Source organism: Nocardioides sp. LMS-CY (assembly GCF_018732145.1).
Taxonomy (GTDB): Bacteria; Actinomycetota; Actinomycetes; order Propionibacteriales; family Nocardioidaceae; genus Nocardioides; species Nocardioides soli.
Genome location: NZ_CP076104.1, coordinates 4,931,461 through 4,948,336, shown reverse-complemented (window position 1 = coordinate 4,948,336; position 16,876 = coordinate 4,931,461). Strand labels below are relative to the sequence as shown.

Here is a 16,876-nt window from a genome sequence, read left to right as displayed (position 1 = left end):
CACCCGGGCCGGTGCGGTGCCGGTGCGCGTCCGGCTCGCCGGTAGATTGGCCGCGTGCTCGACACCGTCGCCGTCGCCACCGAAGACCCCCACCGCGAGCAGCCGTGGGCCGACCTCGGCCTCAAGGCCGACGAGTACCAGCGGATCCGCGAGATCCTCGGTCGTCGCCCCACCAGCTCCGAGCTCGCGATGTACTCCGTGATGTGGAGCGAGCACTGCTCCTACAAGAGCTCCAAGGTGCACCTCAAGCAGTTCTCCGAGCTCAGCCAGGAGACCCCGGTCGGCAAGATGCTGGCCGGCATCGGGGAGAACGCCGGCGTCATCGACATCGGCCAGGGGTACGCCGTCACCTTCAAGGTCGAGTCGCACAACCACCCGTCGTACGTCGAGCCCTACCAGGGCGCGGCGACCGGCGTGGGCGGCATCGTCCGCGACGTCCTCGCGATGGGCGCCCGGCCGGTCGCGGTGATGGACCCGCTGCGCTTCGGCCCGCTCGACGCCGACGACACCCACCGGGTGCTGCCCGGGATCGTCGCCGGCGTCGGCGGCTACGGCAACTGCCTGGGCCTGCCCAACATCGGCGGCGAGGCGGTCTTCGACGAGAGCTACCTCGGCAACCCGCTCGTCAACGCGCTCTGCGTCGGCGTCCTGCGGCACGAGGACCTGCACCTCGCCAAGGCGTCCGGCGTCGGCAACCAGGTGATCCTCTACGGCGCGCGCACCGGCGGTGACGGCATCGGCGGCGTCTCGGTGCTCGCCTCCGAGACGTTTGACGCCGACGGCCCGGCCAAGCGGCCCAGCGTGCAGGTCGGCGACCCCTTCATGGAGAAGCTGCTCATCGAGTGCACGCTCGAGATCTTCGCCGCCGGCCTGGTCGCCGGCATCCAGGACCTCGGCGGCGCGGGCCTGTCCTGCGCCACCTCCGAGCTCGCGTCCGCCGGCGACGGCGGCATGCACGTCGAGCTCGACCGGGTGCCGCTGCGCGACTCGACGCTCGCTCCGGAGGAGATCCTGATGAGCGAGTCGCAGGAGCGGATGATGGCGGTCGTCGAGCCCGGCGACGTCGACGCGTTCCTGGCGATCTGCGCGAAGTGGGACGTCGAGGCGGTCGTGATCGGTGAGGTCACCGAGACCGGCCGGCTGCAGATCGACTGGCACGGCGAGCGCGTCGTCGACGTACCGCCGCGGTCGGTCGCGCACGACGGCCCGACGTACCACCGTCCCTTCGCCCGCCCCGACTGGCAGGACGACCTGCAGGCCGACGCGGCCGAGGCGCTGCCGCGGCCGACGTCGGGCGACGACCTGCGCAAGACGCTGCTGACGCTGGTCGCGAGCCCCAACCTCTGCGACAAGTCGTGGATCACCGACCAGTACGACCGCTACGTCCGCGGCAACACCGTGCTCGCCCAGCCCAGCGACAGCGGCATGATCCGCGTCGACGAGCAGACCAACCTCGGCGTCGCGGTCTCCACCGACTGCAACGGCCGCTTCGCCAAGCTCGACCCGTACGCCGGTGCGCAGCTCGCCCTCGCCGAGAGCTACCGCAACGTCGCGACCGGCGGCGCGGTGCCGCTGGCGATCTCCGACTGCCTCAACTTCGGCTCGCCCGAGGACCCGGCGGTGATGTGGCAGTTCGCCGAGGCCTGCCGCGGTCTCAAGGACGCCTGTGCCGAGCTCGGCATCCCGGTCACCGGCGGCAACGTCAGCCTCTACAACCAGACCGGCGAGACCGCGATCCTGCCCACGCCCGTAGTGGCGGTGCTCGGCGTGGTCGACGACGTCACGCGGCGTACGCCGTCGGCCTGGTCGGCCGGTGGCGAGCGGGTGTTCCTGCTCGGCGAGACCCGCGAGGAGCTCTCCGGCTCGGAGTGGGCGCACGTCGTGCACGGCCACCTCGGTGGCCTGCCGCCCGCGGTCGACCTCGAGGCCGAGCGCGCGCTGGCCCGGCTGCTGCACGCCGGCGTCGGACTGCTGACCTCGGCCCACGACCTCTCCGACGGCGGCCTCGCCCAGGCGCTCGCCGAGGCGGCAATGCGCCACGGCGTCGGCGTCTCGGTGACCGTGCCGGGCGACGCGTTCGTCGGCCTCTTCAGCGAGTCGACCGCTCGGGCGGTCGTCACCGTCCCCGACGGCGCCGCGGAGCGGCTCGTCGAGCTGGCCGAGGAGCACGGCGTGCCGATCGCCGCGCTCGGCGTCACCGGCGGCGACGCGCTCGTGGTCGACGGCGTCTTCGACGTCCCGCTCGACGAGCTGCGCGCCGCCTGGACCGCGACCCTGCCGGCCGCGCTCTCGTGAGGCGCGTCCCGTACGGCGACCACCCGTCGCAGTTCGGGATGCTCTCGGTGCCCGACCGGAGTCCGGTCGGGGTGGCCGTGCTCGTGCACGGTGGCTTCTGGAAGCCCGACTACGGCATCGAGTACGCCCTGCCGCTGGTGCCCTCGCTGCTCGCGCGCGGCTGGGCGACCTGGGTCGTGGAGTACCGCCGCGGCACCGGTGCGGGCGACACCCTGCACGACGTGCGCGCCGCGATCCGGGCGCGTCCCGACCTGCCGGGCCCGGTCGTCGGGATCGGACACTCCGCCGGCGGCCACCTCGCGACCTGGGCCGCCGGGCACGGCGGACTCACGCAGGTCGTCTCCCAGGCGGGCGTCCTCGACCTGCGCGCGGCGTACGACGACGGCCTCGGCGACGGCGCGGTCGGGCGCTTCCTCGGCCACCCGCCCGGGGCCTCGGACGACGACGTCGACCCGATCCGGTGCGTCCCGCTCGGCGTACCGCTCTGGTGCGTGCACGCCACCGCCGACGACATCGTGCCGATCTCGCAGTCCCGCGCCTACGTCGCGGCCGCCCGCGCCGCCGGCGCCCCCGCCCACCTGATCGAGGTCGAAGGCGATCACCTCACCGTCATCGACCCGGACTCCGACCCCTGGGCCCGTACGCTAGCGATCCTGCCTCGAGGTTGAATCCCGACTCAACGTTTCGGCGAGGCGGACGGCGGCGTGGAGGACGAGGTCGGTGAGGTCGGGGTCGGTGACGGCGCGTTCGGGGGCCTGTCCGAGGGTGAGTGCGGCGGGCTGGGTGAGCCAGGCCCAGGCGCGCCAGGGGTCCATCCGGGCGGCGAGCAGGGGCTCGAGCACCGGGGCCAGGTCGGGTCGCAGCTCGCCGTCCGGCAGCAGCTGGAAGGCCGGGACGATCGTGCGCTCCTCCACCGGTACGACGAGCAGCCGGTGGGTCTGGGCGGCCTTGTGGACGGCGTACCGGGTCGCGTCGACCGACGCGCCGCGCACCTCGGCGAGGGTGTCGTAGGTGAACCACGGGCTCGCGAGCAGCTCGGTGCGCAGCCGGGCCTGGCGGGCGAGCACGACCAGTCCGACGGGGACGGCGTGCTCGGGCTCGGAGCCCACGCTGTGCAGGAGTCGGTCGAGCTCGTCGAGCCGGTCGGGCTCGGTCCACACCGCGAGCCCGGAGGGGTCGCGGGTGAAGGTCGGCAGCCCGGCCTCGCCCAGATGCGCGGCGAGGCCGAGGTCCTCGAGCCAGGTGGCGAGGCGATCGCCGTCAGCAGGTGTCACCGGACCAGCCTGCCCTATGGGCGGCGCGACCCATACTGGGGGCATGAGCCACGAGGAGATCACCCGCGAGCACTTCGAGCAGCCGTCCTGGGACGAGCGGTACGCCGGGCCCGAGCGCACGTGGAGCGGCCGGCCGAACGCCGTCCTGGTGGCCGAGGCGGGCGAGCTGCCGGTCGGGCGGGCCGTCGACCTGGGCTGCGGCGAGGGCGGTGACGCGATCTGGCTCGCCGAGCGGGGCTGGCAGGTCACCGGTGTCGACTTCTCCGCCGCCGGGCTCGCGAAGGCTGCCGAGCATGCCGCCGAGCGCGGCGTCGCCGACCGCATCACCTGGCGGCAGGCCGACCTGCGCACCTGGACGCCCGCCGGCGAGCAGTGGGACCTGGTGACCTCGCACTTCCTGCACCTGCTCGACCAGGGCATGGTCGACGCCACTCGCCGGATGGCCGACGCCGTCGCTCCCGGGGGCACCCTGCTCGTGGTCGGCCACCACCCCGACGACAGCCACACGGGGCTGCGGTGGTCGGTGCCCGGTGTCCTGTTCAGCGCCGACGAGCTCGTCCCGGCACTCGACCCGGACCGGTTCGAGATCCGGGTCGAGGCTCGCGAGCGCACCGAGGCCCGGCACGAGGAGACCCACGCGGTCACCGACGCCGTGCTGGTCGCCCGACGCGTCGGCTGAGGTCGTTCCGACGGTCCGGTCTAGACCGGATCCGAGCGCTTCCGGGCTCGATCCGTCCCGCGGTCGCGGCCACTGGCAGAATGCCGCTCGCAGTGGGGATCGCGGGCTCTGTCGCCCGTGTGTGGGGCGTCTAGAAGTGGTGAAGCAATTGAGTGCGCGTCGAGTCCGGGCGTTCTCGCCTCTCCTGATCGGCGTGCTCGCCGCACTGACGACGGCGCTGCTGCCGCCGGTCCCGGCGACCGCCGCACCGGCCGCCCCCGCCGACCGGACGGCCTGCACGATCAACGGCACGCCCGGTCCCGACGTGCTGCGTGGCGGCCCCGGCCGCGACGTCATCTGCGGCTGGGGCGGCGACGACGTACTGATCGGCGGCGGCGGTGACGACGTGCTGCGCGGTGGTGGCGGTGACGACGTGCTGCGCGGCGGCGACGGCGACGACCTCCTCCAGGGCGGCCGCGGTGCCGACCGGCTGTACGGCGGCGCCGGGGACGACGTGCTGCGCGGCTACGTCGGCGACGACCAGCTGTACGGCGAGGCCGGGGACGACGAGCTGCGCGGCTACCGGGGCCGGGACCGGCTCGACGGCGGGCCCGGCGTCGACCGCCTGTTCGGCGGACCGGGTAGCGACCGCCTGATCGCGCGCGGCGACGACGGCGCCGGTGACCGGATCTCCTGCGGCCGCGGCGAGGACGTCGTGGTGGCGGACTCCGGAGCCCAGGTGCAGGAACGCTGCCAAGCGGCCCCTGGCAACCGGGCCCCGACGCAGCTGCGGCTGGTGCCCGCCCGGGTCGCGGAGAACCAGTCCGCCGGCACCGAGGTCGGCCGCCTGCAGGCCGTCGACCCCGACAGCGGCGACGCGCACGAGTTCACCCTGGTCCCGGGGGCCGGCGCCGACGACAACGCGGCGTTCGTGCTCGACGGCGACCGCCTGCTGACGGCCCGGCCCTTCGACTTCGAGGCCGCGCCGCGTCTGTCGGTGCGGGTGCAGGCGACCGACCGCGGTGGGCTGAGCCTCGCGGCGTCCCTCACCGTCGAGGTGACCGATGTCGCGGAGAACCGGGCGCCCACGGCGGTCGGCGACGCCTACGCCACCGACGAGGACGTCGACCTGCGGCTGCCGACGACCGGCACCGGCGGCCCCACCGCCAACGACACCGACCCCGACGGCGACCCGCTCACCGTGGTCGCCGTCGACCAGGCGTCCGGCGGTACCGTCGAGATCGCCGCTGCCGAGATCGTGTTCCGCCCCGCGCCCGACCGCTGCGGCACCGGCTCGGCCGGCTTCCGCTACACGGTCTCCGACGGGCGCGGGGGCAGCGACTCGGCCCGGGTCGACGTCGACCTCCGGTGCCTGCCCGACCCGACCGTCGTCCGCGACGACTCCGCGACGGTGGACGAGGACGCGCCGGCGACCACGATCGACGTCCTCGCCAACGACACCGACCCGGACGGCGACCCGGTCGCGATCGACTCGGTCACCCAGCCCGCCCACGGCACCGTGGTCGTCACCGGCGGCGGCTCCGCACTCACCTACCGGCCGGCGGCGAACTTCTGCAGCCCGCCGGTGGACACGTTCACCTACACGGTCGTCGACGGACCGACCGCCACGGTCTCGGTGAGCGTGGACTGCGTCGACGACGCCCCGGTCGCCGTGGCCGACACCCTCGAGCTGACCGAGGACGACCCGGCGACAGCCGCCGACCCGCTCGCCAACGACACCGACGTCGACGGCGGGCCGATGTCGATCGACTCGGTGACCCAGCCGGCGGCGGGCACCGTCGCGATCACCGGTGGTGGCGCGGACGCGACGTACGAGCCGGACGCCGACGCGTGCGGCCCCGACAGCTTCACCTACACGCTGTCCCCCGGCGGCTCGACCGCGACCGTAGCGGTGGAGGTGGCCTGCGTCGACGACGCGCCCGTCGGGGTGGCCGACACCCTCGAGATCGCGGAGGACTCCGGCTGGACCGTGGTGCCCGTGCTCGCCAACGACACCGACGTCGACGACGGCCCGATGGCGACGACCGGCGCCACCGGCGCGAGCCACGGCCAGCTCGACCTCATCGCGGGCACGATCTCCTACCGACCGGCGGCCGACTACTGCGGCTCCGACAGCTTCACCTACACGCTCTGGCCGGGCAACACCACCGTCCCGGTCACCGTGACCGTGACCTGTGTCGACGACCCGCCCGTCGCGGTGAGCGACAGCGTGACGACGACCGTCGACACGCCGGTCGAGCTGGACGTGCTGGCCAACGACACCGACGTGGACGGCGGCCCCATCGCCGCGGAGGTGGTCAGCGGCCCGGCGCACGGCTCGCTCCTGCTCGACGACGACGGCACCGGCACCTACAGCCCGGCCGAGAGCTACTGCAACACCAGGCCGGGCCCCGCCCCCGACACCTTCGTCTACCGGCTCGTCCCGGGTGGTGCGACCGCCACCGTCTCGGTGACGGTCACCTGCTCCGACGACCCGCCGACGGCGGTCGACGACACCCTGCTCGTCGCGGAGGACGCCCCCGCCACGCCGGTGGCCGTGCTGGCCAACGACACCGACTCCGACGGCGGCCCGATGTCGGTCGGCGCGGTGACCCAGCCCGACCACGGCGTGGTCGTGATCACGGGTGGCGGCACCGGGCTGACCTACGAGCCGGCCGTGAACTACTGCGGCCCCGACAGCTTCACCTACACCCTGTCGCCGGGCACCTCGACCGCCACCGTCGAGGTGACGGTCGGCTGCGTCGACGACGCCCCGGTCGCCGTCGACGACACGGTCACCGTGGAGGAGGACGCTGCCGCATCGGCGCTCGACGTGCTCGCCAACGACACCGACATCGACGGCGGCCCGAAGCGGGTCGACGCGGTGGTCAGCGGCCCGGCGCACGGCACCGTGCTGATCACCGGAGGCGGCAGCGGGCTGACCTACGCGCCCGAGGCCGACTACTGCAACGACCCGCCCGGCACCGACCCCGACGAGTTCACCTACAAGCTGAACGGCGGGGACACCGCCGTCGTCGAGGTCACGGTGACCTGCGTCAACGACGCCCCCGTCGTACCCACGCTCACGCTGGCGGGGCCACGCGCCGCCATCGGCAACACCACGCTGGTCGTCGATGCCCCGACCGCGGCGTACGGCGCGGTGAGCAGCCCGGCGAAGGCCGTCACCGTCGACCTGCTGGCGGCCGCCACCGACATCGACGGCCCCGGCCCGCTGGCGATCACGGCCGCGACGATCACCACCGACCTGGGCGGCACGGTCGACCTGCGCGCCGACGGGACCTTCCGCTACGACCCGCCCGGCTCGGCGAGCTGCACCGGCACGGACTCGTTCGACTACACGGTCTCCGACGCGGCGAGCCCGCTGGCGACCACCACCGCCACCGTCGAGATCGCGGTCGCCGACTGCGTCTGGTACGTCGACAACACCGCCCCGGCCGGTGGGGACGGCACCGCCGCGGCGCCGTTCGACACCCTCGCCGAGGCCGAGACGGCCTCCGGGGCCGACGACACCGTCTTCGTCTACGTCGGTGACGGCACCAGCAGCGGCCTCGGCACGGGCTTCCGGATGGACCCGCGAGAGCGGCTGCTCGGCGAGGCCGCCGGCCTGACCGTCTCGGGTGTCGCGCTCGTCGCGCCCGAGCCCGGGGCGCGGCCGCTGCTGACCGCCAGCGGTGCGGACGTCATCGCGCTCGACGACGCCAACGTCGTGCGCGGCCTCCAGATCGACCCAGCGGGCGGTGGCGGCGTCATCGGTGCCGCCGGCGACACCGGCGGCGGCACGCTCGCTGACCTCCGGATCATCGACACCGGCGTCGCCGGCACGGGGCCCGCGCTCGGACTCACCGACACCACCGGCACGTACGCCGTCTCGGACCTGGTCGTGGACACCTCGGCGGCGACGAGCCCGCCCGCCACCGCAGTCGGGATCCGGCTGGTCAACGCCGGCACGGTGACGTTCGCCGACGCCGGCACGATCCGGCTGGTCACGAAGGGCGCCAAGGCCCTGGAGGTGAGTGGCACCGCACTCGGGAGCGGGTCGGTCTTCGACGCGATCACGGTCACCGGCTCATTCTCGGGTGCCGTCATGATGACGAATGCGACCGGTACGACGACCTTCGCCGGCCTCGACCTGACCACCACCGGAGGAGCGGCAGCCGCCTTCGCGCTCAGCAACGCGGGCACCGTGCAGGTGCCCGCCGCCGCCACCGCCGACGTGGACGCGACCGGTGGGCCCGCGGTCGCGGTGATCGGCACCGGCGGCGCGGTGCTGCACTTCGACCGGGTCCGCTCGACCGGCAGCGCCACCGCCGGGATCGGCCTCTCCGGACTCGGCAGCGGTGTCTTCAGCGCCGCGGCCACCAGCGCCGTCAGCGGAGCGGCCGGGGTCGCGTTCGACCTCGACGGCGGCTCGGGCGACGTCACGTACGCCGGATCGATCGACGACGGCGACGGCAGAGCGGTCGAGATCACCGGGCGCAGCGGCGGCGCCGTGACCTTCAGCGGCTCCGTCACCGACGCTGCCGACGCCGGCGGCGGCATCGCGGTCTCCGGCAACACCGGCGGCTCGACGACGTTCTCCGGCGCCGCCAAGCAGCTCGACACCGGTGCCGAGCCTGCGGTCACGATGCAGGCCAGCAGCGGACACACCCTCTCGTTCACCGGTGGCGGGCTCGTCATCCGCGCGACCAGCGGTGCGGGGCTGCGCGCCGTAGATGGCGGCTCGATCGCCGTCACCGGCAGCGGCAACCGCATCGCCACGACGACCGGCACCGCGCTGGACGTGTCCGGCACCGCCATCGCCACCGCAGGCGTGACCTTCCAGAGCATCTCGGCCACCGGCGCCCCCGTCGGGATCCGGCTCGACGACACCGGCACCACGGCCGGCGCCGGCTCGCTCACCGTGACCGGCGACGGCGGCAGCTGCACCACCTCGACCCGTGCGACGTGCTCGGGCGGCGAGATCGCCGACGCCGCCGGAGGAGACGACACGGGCGCCACCCCCACCGGCACCGGCATCGTGCTCAACCGGACCCGCGCCCCGTCGCTGACCAGGATGTGGCTCCACGGCCACGCCAACTACGCGATCCGGGGGACCGGGGTGGTCGGCTTCACGATGGCCGACAGCGTGGTCGACGGTGCCAACGGCACCACCCCGGCCGGTCCCTACTACGACTCCGCGATCTTCTTCGACGGACTGACGGGGTCGGCGTCGATCACCCGGACGCTCATCCAGGGCGGGGCCGGCAACAACCTGCGGGTCAGCAACGGCACCGGGACCCTCGACCGGCTGGTACTCGACCAGGTCGAGCTCGGTCTCTCGGGTGCCACGCCGACCAACGACGCGGTGCTGCTGCAGACCTCCGGCACCGCCGGCATGAAGGTCACCGTCAAGAACAGCTCCTTCTTCAGCGCCGCGGGCGATCTGCTGCAGCTCGACCACAGCGGCACCGGACCGGCCGACCTGGTGCTCACCGGCAACACCTTCAGCAACGGTCACCCGGCGATCGCCGAGGCGGGCGGCGGCGTCACCCTGACCCAGAGCGGCGGCAGCGGCGTCATGAGCGCGACGGTCACCGGCAACAGCTTCCGGGGCGCCGTGGGCAATGCCTTCACCGCGGTGAAGGGGCTGGGTCCCTCCGTCCAGACCGGGACCTTCCAGAGCAACACGGTGGGCGTCGCCGGCGGCGTCGGCTCGGGCTCCCTGGTCGGCAGCGGGGTCAAGATCCAGTCGCTGGGTGAGGGGTCGAGCACCTGGGCGGTGCGCTCCAACCAGATCCGGCAGTACGGCGCGAGCGGCATCGAGATCCTGGCCGGCGGTGGCGGCATCGCGACCGGCGGTGCGATCGACGCGAGCATCGCCGACAACAACATCACCCAGTACGACCTGGGCAACCCGTCGGCGTACGGCATCCACCTCAACCTGGGCACCGTGGCCGGGGCCACCTTCAGCGGCTGCGCCGCGATCACCGGCAACACGGTGAGCACCGGCGGCGCGACCACGGACGTCCGGCTCCGCCAGCGCTACTCGACGACGCTCCGACTGCCCGGCTACGCGGGTGCGTCGGCCGACTCGACCGCGGCCTCGGCCTTCGTGAACGCCAACAACATGGGCAGCAACGCCGTCCAGGTCGACATCAGCAGCCCGCCCGGTGGCGGCGTCGTCGGCGGCGTGACCTGCGCGCAGCCACCGGCCTGACGAGAGGACAGCACACTTCCATGGCAGAGCCCTTCCTCGCCGAGATCCGGCTGATGTCGTTCGAGTTCGCCCCGAAGGGGTGGGCGCTGTGCAACGGCCAGTTGCTCCCGATCAACCAGAACCAGGCACTGTTCTCGCTGCTCGGCACGACCTTCGGGGGCGACGGGCGGACGAACTTCGCGCTGCCCGACTACCGGGGACGCACCCCGATCCACGTCGGCGCCGGGCACACCCTGGGTGAGCGGGGCGGCGAGGTCGGTCACATCCTCTCGATGGGCGAGCTCCCCGCCCACACCCACCGGGTCCGGGCCTCGAACCACGCGGTGCCCGGCGCGACCGCTCCCGACGGGCGCTACCTGGGCCGGGCCAACAACGCGTACACCGCGGGCCCGCCGAGCACGACGCTGCGCCCCGACACCGTGACCGCGGTCGGTGGCAGCCAGGCGCACCTCAACCTGCAGCCGTTCCTGACCATCAGCTTCTGCATCGCGCTGCAGGGCATCTTCCCGTCCCCGACCTGAGGAGGACTCGTGGCACAACCGTACGTCGGCGAGATCCGCATGTTCGCCGGCAACTTCGCGCCGGCCGGGTGGCAGTTCTGCCAGGGCCAGCTGCTGCCGATCTCCGAGTACGAGACCCTGTTCCAGCTCCTCGGCACGACCTACGGCGGCGACGGCGAGTCGACGTTCGCCCTGCCGGATCTCCAGGGACGGATCCCGATCCACCAGGGCAACGGCTACCACCTGGCCGAGACGGGGGGCGCCGAAGAGGTGACCCTGACGATCACCCAGATCCCGAACCACAGCCACGCCTGGCTGGCCGTCGGCGACCGCTCCGGCACCCTGACCAGCCCGGCCGGAGCCCTGCCGGCGCCGTCGGCCAACGTGACGCCGTACCTCAACGAGGCTCCGGACGTGTCCTTCGCCGGCGCCGCGGCCGTGGCCACCGGCGGCAGTCAACCGCACACCAACCTGCAGCCCTACCTGTGCGTCAGCTTCATCATCTCGCTCTACGGGATCTTCCCGTCCCCGACCTGAGGAGAGTCATGGCCGACCCGTTCGTCGCCGAGATCCGGATCTTCCCCTTCAACTTCGCGCCCAAGGGATGGGCATGGTGCGACGGTCAGCTGCTGCCGCTGTCGCAGAACACGGCGCTGTTCTCGCTGCTCGGCACGACCTACGGCGGCAACGGCAAGTCCAACTTCGCGCTCCCCGACCTGCAGGGCCGGGCGCCGATGCAGCCCGGTCAGGGCCCGGGCCTCAGCGACCGGATGCTCGGCGAGGCCGGCGGCAGCGAGACGGTGACCCTGCTCGAGAGCGAGATGCCGGCGCACTCCCACTCCCTCCGGGCCAGCACCGCGGATGCCGCCGACACCAACGAGCCGACCCCGAGCGCGTCCTATGCGACCTCGTCGGGAGGGCGCCTCTATCAGCAGAACGCCGACACCGAGCTGGCCCCGGACACGCTGTCGGTCGCCGGCGGCGACCAGCCGCACAACAACATGCAGCCCTACCTCACCTGCTACTTCAACATCGCCCTGCAGGGCGTCTTCCCGCCACGGACATGACGATGACCGACGACGTCGCCACCGAGCGCCGGATCCGACTGCGGCCCGCCACCGAGGGCGACCGCGAGTTCCTGGTCCGGCTCTACGGCTCGGTGCGGGCCGAGGAGCTCGACCGGGTCGCGTGGCCGCCGGGGCAGCGGGACGCCTTCGTGCGCATGCAGTTCGATCTCCAGGACCGGCAGTACCGCCAGCACAACCCGCGCGGCACGTTCGACGTGGTCGAGGTCGAGGAGCGCCCGGCCGGTCGGCTGTACGTCGACCGCCGCGCCACCGACATCCGGATCGTCGACATCGCGCTGCTCCCCGAGTACTGCGGCCGCGGCATCGGGACCCACCTGGTGCGGGAGGTGCTCGACGAGGCGGCGGCCTCCGGTCGGACCGCGAGCATCCACGTCGAGGTCCACAACCCGGCGGCCACCCTCTACGAGCGCCTGGGGTTCGCGGCCGTGGCCGAGGTCGGCGTTTACCGCCGGATGGAGTGGCGGTCGTGATGACGCACCTGGGCTCAGGCGAACGCGGCCTCGTAGCGCAGCCCGCCGTCCCGGGGCCCGAGCGGCACCAGGAAGAGATCGAGGTCGCCGAGGTCGGCGTGCCGCAGGGCGTAGGTGCCCTGCGGGAGCACAACGTCGGCCGGGCCGGAGAAGAACAGCGAGAACTGCTGCCGCGACCGGCCGTCCGGCCCGGGTCCGCCGGCCTCCTGGCTCTCCCACGTCTCGCTGAGCTCCAGACGGGCGTTGCGGTCGGCGAGCGCGACATCGAAGGAGTCGCCCACGTGCGGAGCGAAGAGATCGTGCGTGAGCCACTGCGGTCCGGACACCCGCCGATGCTATGCCCCCGCCCGACGAGAGGAGCACCCGTGCCGCCCCTGACCCGCCGCGTCCTGCTCGGCTCGACCGCCCTGGTCGCGCTCGTGCAGCCCCTGATCGATCCCGTGCAGGCCTTCGCCGCCGGCCGGACCGGCGAGCGGCTGTACCGCCGGGGCCGGTTCAAGCGCCGCCGCGGCCGGCGCTTCCGGCTCAGCGACGGCGCCGTCACCTACCGGGCCAAGCTGGTCAAGGTGCGCAACCTGCCCGACGGCACGGCCGGCGACCAGGAGCAGTTCAGCCTGCTCTTCCGCACCTCCCGGCGGCTGCCGGCCGACGGGGGCACCTACATCCTGCAGCGCGCGGGCTTCGCGCCGACCGCGCTGTTCGTCGTCCCGCTCGGAGCCAGCGGCCGGCTCTGCGAGGCCGTGATCAACAGCGCCCCGCGGAGGCGGCGCCGGCGCTGACCGCGGCGGGACGTCATCCGGACGGTGCAAGCGGGTGCTCCGTCCGGATGACGTCCCACCGCCGCCGGCCCACGAAAGAGGCCAGTTCCCGTCCTCAATCGCGGCCTAGCCTGGCGACATGAACACCAGTGCCCGGATGCTGCGGCTGCTCTCGCTCCTCCAGACCCACCGGTACTGGCCCGGCGGCGAGCTCGCGGACCGCCTGGAGGTGAGCCCGCGCACCCTGCGCCGCGACATCGACCGGATCCGCGAGCTCGGGTACGACGTCGACGCCGTGCGCGGGGTCAGCGGCGGCTACCAGCTGCGGGCGGGCAGCACGCTGCCGCCGCTGCTGCTCGAGGACGAGGAGGCGATCGCGATCGCGGTGGGCCTGCACACCGCCGCCTCCGGGGCGGTCGCCGGGCTGGAGGAGACCGCCGTGCAGGCGCTGGCCAAGGTGATCGCGTTGATGCCGCCGCGGTTGCGCCGGCGGATGGAGGCGCTGCGCTCCCAGACCGACGGGGTCCCGTGGGGCGGGGGACCGGTGGTCGACGCCACGGTGCTGAGCGTGCTCGCCCAGGCCTGCCGCGACGACGAGCCGGTCGGCTTCGTCTACACCGCGCGTCCCCGCGACGGGCGCGCGGCCGAGCCGACGCAGCGGCGGGTCGAGCCGCACCGGCTGGTGTCGCTCGGCCGCCGCTGGTACCTCGTCGGCTACGACCGCGACCGCCAGGACTGGCGCTCGTTCCGGGTCGACCGGATGCGCGACGCGACCACCACCGGCCACCGCTTCCGCCCGCGGGAGCTGCCCGCCGCCGACGCCGCGTCGTTCGTGCAGGCGGGGATCCGCTCGGCGCCGCAGCGCTACGACGTGCGGGTCCGGTTCGCCGCCGATGCCGACACGGTCGCGGCGTACGTCGGCCGGTGGGCCACCGTCGAGCCGGCCGGGGCCGGCTGCGTGATGCACATGCCCAGCGACAGCCTGGACTGGCCGCTGATGGTGCTGGCCCATCTCGACAGCGAGTTCACCGTCGAGGGACCGGCCGAGCTCGTGGACGCGGTGGCCCGGGTCGGGGAGCGATTCGCCCGGGCGGTCCCTCGGGGTGGCGGGCCGGGGCGTGGGTCCATCAAGGGATGAAGGCCGACCCGCGCTCACCCGGGCGAGCTCAGCCGGGGATGCGCGGTTTCGCCCTCATTCCATGGTGAACCTGTGACCCCAGGCGCACCCGACCGGCCCCGACCGGATGGTGCCGGCCACTGCGGATCGTCGTGGCTCGACGGCTACGCCATCGTGCTGCTCGGGGAGCCGATGGCACTCGCGTTCGGGTCGGGCCGCAGGTCGCCGGCGACCACCGGTAGGTACCGCTCCCAGGCGGCGGGCCGCGGCACCGCGCGCACGCTCGTCGACAGCGTCGGGATCAGCGCGACCAGGGCGGTGAGGGCGCCGAGCACGGCGATCGCGGGGCCGCCGCCGAGGCCCGTGAGCAGTGCGCCCGCGATGAAGGGCGCGAGCGGCATCGCCGACATCGACACGAACTGCATGGTCGACTGCACGCGGCCCTGGAGCTCGACCGGCGTCACGGCGATCCGGTAGGAGCCGATGCCGGCATTGCCCGCGGGGTTGAGGAGGAGGCCGAGCGCGAGGGCCGCGGCGACGACCGCCGGGCTGTTCCAGAGCGCCATCGGTACGACGAGGGGCACGAAGCTCCACGCGATCGCGACGGTCAGGCGGCCGGTCGGCAGCCGGTCGATGAGCCACGGCGCGACGATCGCGCCGAGGATGCCGGCGACGCCGGCGGCGGTCTCGACGAGACCGATCTGGAAGGCGGGGACGCCGCCCTCGATCAGGCGCAGCACCGCGGCGAAGAAGAGCGCGTTGACGGCCAGGTTGGTCAGCGCCGACCACACCGTCAGCACCCGGAAGAGCGGCCGCGCCCGGATGAACGTGAAGCCCTCGGCGAGGTTCCGGCGCAGCGTCGGCCGGCCCGGCGTGCCGGCGGGCCGCGCAGGGGCGGACAGGTCGGCGCGGATCCGGCCGAGCAGCACCCACGACACGGCGAACGTGACGGTGTTGACCGCGAACGGCAGCCACCGCGTCACGGCGTACAGCACGCCGCCGAGCGGGGCGCCGACCAGCGCCGCGATGTGCTGGCGGGCCTGGTTCTGCGAGAGCGCGGTGGGCAGGTCCTCGGTGTCCACGATCGCGCGCACGGCCGAGATCTCCGCCGGCCCGAAGAGGCCGGCCGCGGCCCCGGTGAGGAGCGCGACGACCAGCACGTGGGGCACGGTCAGCGCGCCGGCCAGGCCGGCGGCCACGAGCGAGGCGTAGAGCAGCACGCCCGTGCCGCTCGCCGTGCGCATCACGCGGCGCCGGTGGACCCGGTCGGCGAGCACCCCCGCCGGCAGCAGCGTGCCGGCCAGGCCGAGCAGGTAGAGCGCCTCGGCGGCGGCCGCCGCGAGTGCCGAGCCGGTGAGGGCGTAGGTGATCAGCGGGAAGACGAACGTGCTGATCCGGCTGCCCAGCTCGCTGATCGTCTGGCCGACCCAGAGCACGGTGAAGTCGTGGTTGCGAGCGAGGGTCCGATAGCTGCTCATATCCGCAACATAACTTGCGCAAGTAATAGTGCGCAATAGTTCGTGCGAAATTCTGGCTAGACTGGCGACATGCCGTTCCAGTCCCGCGGGCAGCAGGTCCACGACCCGAAGATCTTGCGCGCGATCGCGCACCCGCTGCGCAATCGGATCCTGGCCGAGCTGTCCGCGAGCGGGTCGATGCGGGCGGCCGATCTGGCGCGGGAGCTGGACATCCCCGCCAACCAGGCGAGCTTCCACCTGCGCCAGCTCGCGAAGTACGGCCTCGTCGAGGACGACCCCGACGCCGCCCGCGACCGGCGCGACCGGGTCTGGCGGCTGACCTCCGAGCACGGCCTGATGGTGAGGATCGACGAGCTCGAGCAGCAGCCGGGCGGCCGGGCCGCCTCCGCGGTCTTCCGGCAGAACGCCGCCGCGTGGGGACGCGCCGTCGTCGACGCGGCGTACGACGACGCGAACCGGAGCCCGGACGCCTTCCGGACCGTCAACGAGCAGGCCCTGCGGCTCACCCGCGAGGAGGCCGAGCAGCTTGCGCAGGAGATCGACGAGGTGGTGGCCGGCTGGGCCGACCGCCACCGCGGTCGTGCCGACGAGCGGGCGACATACCTCTGGTTCTCGGTGCTCCAGCCGCACCCGCAGGTCCACGTGGAGGGGGACGCCTGATGCCCCCTCGCCTCCGGCCGGCCGACCCCGCCGAGGTCGCCGCCGCGCTGGCCCGCGTCCAGGCCGGTGCGCCCGATCGGGCCGACCTCCGTCTGCTGACCAAGCACTTCCTCGCGGTGCTCGAGCAGCGCGCGCCCGGGCACTCCGTCGAGGTCCGGGTGCCGCCGTACGCCGCGGTGCAGGTGATCCCCGGTGTCCGGCACACCCGCGGCACCCCGCCTGCCGTGGTCGAGACCGACGCGGGCACCTGGATCGCCCTGGCCACCGGCGAGCTCGCGTGGTCGGACGCCGAGTCCACCGGTCGGGTCGTCGCCTCGGGCGAGCGTGCCGACCTGACGCCGTACCTGCCGCTCGGATAGCC

General features: G+C 73.7%; 15 protein-coding genes. 12 read left to right on the top strand and 3 right to left on the bottom strand.

Going from position 1 to position 16,876, the window contains the following annotated elements; all coding sequences use genetic code 11:
* Nucleotides 1–54: 54 nt before the first annotated feature.
* Nucleotides 55–2,295: a phosphoribosylformylglycinamidine synthase subunit PurL gene (purL, locus tag KM427_RS23380; protein WP_215525499.1), complete on the top strand. Its 2,241-nt coding sequence runs from the start codon at nt 55–57 to the stop codon at nt 2,293–2,295.
* On the top strand, nt 2,292–2,963 hold the full coding sequence (locus tag KM427_RS23375) for an alpha/beta hydrolase family protein (RefSeq protein WP_252274799.1): 672 nt from the start codon (nt 2,292–2,294) through the stop codon (nt 2,961–2,963). Before purL ends, KM427_RS23375 begins: the two co-directional genes overlap by 4 nt.
* Here KM427_RS23375 and KM427_RS23370 read toward each other — a convergent pair.
* The gene (locus KM427_RS23370; protein WP_183595270.1) at nt 2,940–3,569 is read right to left on the bottom strand and encodes a hypothetical protein; all 630 of its coding nucleotides are present in this window, start codon (nt 3,567–3,569) and stop codon (nt 2,940–2,942) included. The two genes, KM427_RS23375 and KM427_RS23370, sit on opposite strands and share 24 nt — an antisense overlap.
* 43 nt (nt 3,570–3,612) lie before the next feature.
* On the opposite strand from KM427_RS23370, the gene KM427_RS23365 reads away from it, so the two are divergent.
* From KM427_RS23365 to KM427_RS23340, 6 genes are all read left to right on the top strand, one after another.
* A complete protein-coding gene (locus KM427_RS23365) occupies nt 3,613–4,248 on the top strand; it encodes an SAM-dependent methyltransferase (RefSeq protein ID WP_183595271.1) in 636 nt (211 codons plus the stop codon).
* A gap of 193 nt (nt 4,249–4,441) precedes the next feature.
* Entirely contained in the window at nt 4,442–10,444 is a 6,003-nt protein-coding gene (locus KM427_RS23360) for an Ig-like domain-containing protein (RefSeq protein WP_215525498.1), read from the top strand.
* Between the two features lie 20 nt (nt 10,445–10,464).
* Entirely contained in the window at nt 10,465–10,965 is a 501-nt protein-coding gene (locus tag KM427_RS23355; protein WP_215525497.1) for a phage tail protein, read from the top strand.
* A 9-nt stretch (nt 10,966–10,974) separates the two neighbouring features.
* Nucleotides 10,975–11,481 carry a phage tail protein gene (locus KM427_RS23350; protein ID WP_183595274.1) on the top strand — a complete coding sequence of 169 codons (507 nt, stop codon included), beginning with the start codon at nt 10,975–10,977 and terminating at the stop codon, nt 11,479–11,481.
* 8 nt (nt 11,482–11,489) lie between these two features.
* On the top strand, nt 11,490–12,011 hold the full coding sequence (locus KM427_RS23345; RefSeq protein ID WP_215525496.1) for a phage tail protein: 522 nt from the start codon (nt 11,490–11,492) through the stop codon (nt 12,009–12,011).
* A gap of 2 nt (nt 12,012–12,013) precedes the next feature.
* Nucleotides 12,014–12,502: a GNAT family N-acetyltransferase gene (locus KM427_RS23340; RefSeq protein ID WP_215525495.1), complete on the top strand. Its 489-nt coding sequence runs from the start codon at nt 12,014–12,016 to the stop codon at nt 12,500–12,502.
* Nucleotides 12,503–12,516: 14 nt separating this feature from the next.
* On the opposite strand, the gene KM427_RS23335 is transcribed toward KM427_RS23340, so the two are convergent.
* Complete coding sequence (locus KM427_RS23335) at nt 12,517–12,828, bottom strand: DUF6916 family protein (RefSeq protein WP_215525494.1); 312 nt, start codon at nt 12,826–12,828, stop codon at nt 12,517–12,519.
* A 39-nt stretch (nt 12,829–12,867) separates the two neighbouring features.
* On the opposite strand from KM427_RS23335, the gene KM427_RS23330 reads away from it, so the two are divergent.
* Both KM427_RS23330 and KM427_RS23325 read left to right on the top strand, forming a co-directional pair.
* Nucleotides 12,868–13,281 carry a DUF6916 family protein gene (locus KM427_RS23330; protein ID WP_215525493.1) on the top strand — a complete coding sequence of 138 codons (414 nt, stop codon included), beginning with the start codon at nt 12,868–12,870 and terminating at the stop codon, nt 13,279–13,281.
* A gap of 118 nt (nt 13,282–13,399) precedes the next feature.
* A complete protein-coding gene (locus KM427_RS23325) occupies nt 13,400–14,398 on the top strand; it encodes a helix-turn-helix transcriptional regulator (protein ID WP_215525492.1) in 999 nt (332 codons plus the stop codon).
* A gap of 143 nt (nt 14,399–14,541) precedes the next feature.
* On the opposite strand, the gene KM427_RS23320 is transcribed toward KM427_RS23325, so the two are convergent.
* On the bottom strand, nt 14,542–15,855 hold the full coding sequence (locus KM427_RS23320) for an MFS transporter (RefSeq protein WP_215525491.1): 1,314 nt from the start codon (nt 15,853–15,855) through the stop codon (nt 14,542–14,544).
* A gap of 69 nt (nt 15,856–15,924) precedes the next feature.
* Between KM427_RS23320 and KM427_RS23315 the strand changes: the two genes are divergently transcribed.
* A complete protein-coding gene (locus KM427_RS23315; protein WP_215525490.1) occupies nt 15,925–16,515 on the top strand; it encodes a helix-turn-helix domain-containing protein in 591 nt (196 codons plus the stop codon).
* Nucleotides 16,515–16,874: a sterol carrier family protein gene (locus KM427_RS23310; RefSeq protein ID WP_215525489.1), complete on the top strand. Its 360-nt coding sequence runs from the start codon at nt 16,515–16,517 to the stop codon at nt 16,872–16,874. Before KM427_RS23315 ends, KM427_RS23310 begins: the two co-directional genes overlap by 1 nt.
* Nucleotides 16,875–16,876: the final 2 nt, after the last annotated feature.

Coding starts and splice junctions, on each gene's coding strand:
- KM427_RS23310 (WP_215525489.1), top strand. CDS start 16,515: ATGCCCCCTCGCCTCCGGCCGGCCGACCCCGCCGAGGTCGCCGCCGCG.
- KM427_RS23320 (WP_215525491.1), bottom strand. CDS start 15,855: ATGAGCAGCTATCGGACCCTCGCTCGCAACCACGACTTCACCGTGCTC.
- KM427_RS23340 (WP_215525495.1), top strand. CDS start 12,014: ATGACCGACGACGTCGCCACCGAGCGCCGGATCCGACTGCGGCCCGCC.
- KM427_RS23315 (WP_215525490.1), top strand. CDS start 15,925: ATGCCGTTCCAGTCCCGCGGGCAGCAGGTCCACGACCCGAAGATCTTG.
- KM427_RS23325 (WP_215525492.1), top strand. CDS start 13,400: ATGAACACCAGTGCCCGGATGCTGCGGCTGCTCTCGCTCCTCCAGACC.
- KM427_RS23345 (WP_215525496.1), top strand. CDS start 11,490: ATGGCCGACCCGTTCGTCGCCGAGATCCGGATCTTCCCCTTCAACTTC.
- KM427_RS23365 (WP_183595271.1), top strand. CDS start 3,613: ATGAGCCACGAGGAGATCACCCGCGAGCACTTCGAGCAGCCGTCCTGG.
- KM427_RS23355 (WP_215525497.1), top strand. CDS start 10,465: ATGGCAGAGCCCTTCCTCGCCGAGATCCGGCTGATGTCGTTCGAGTTC.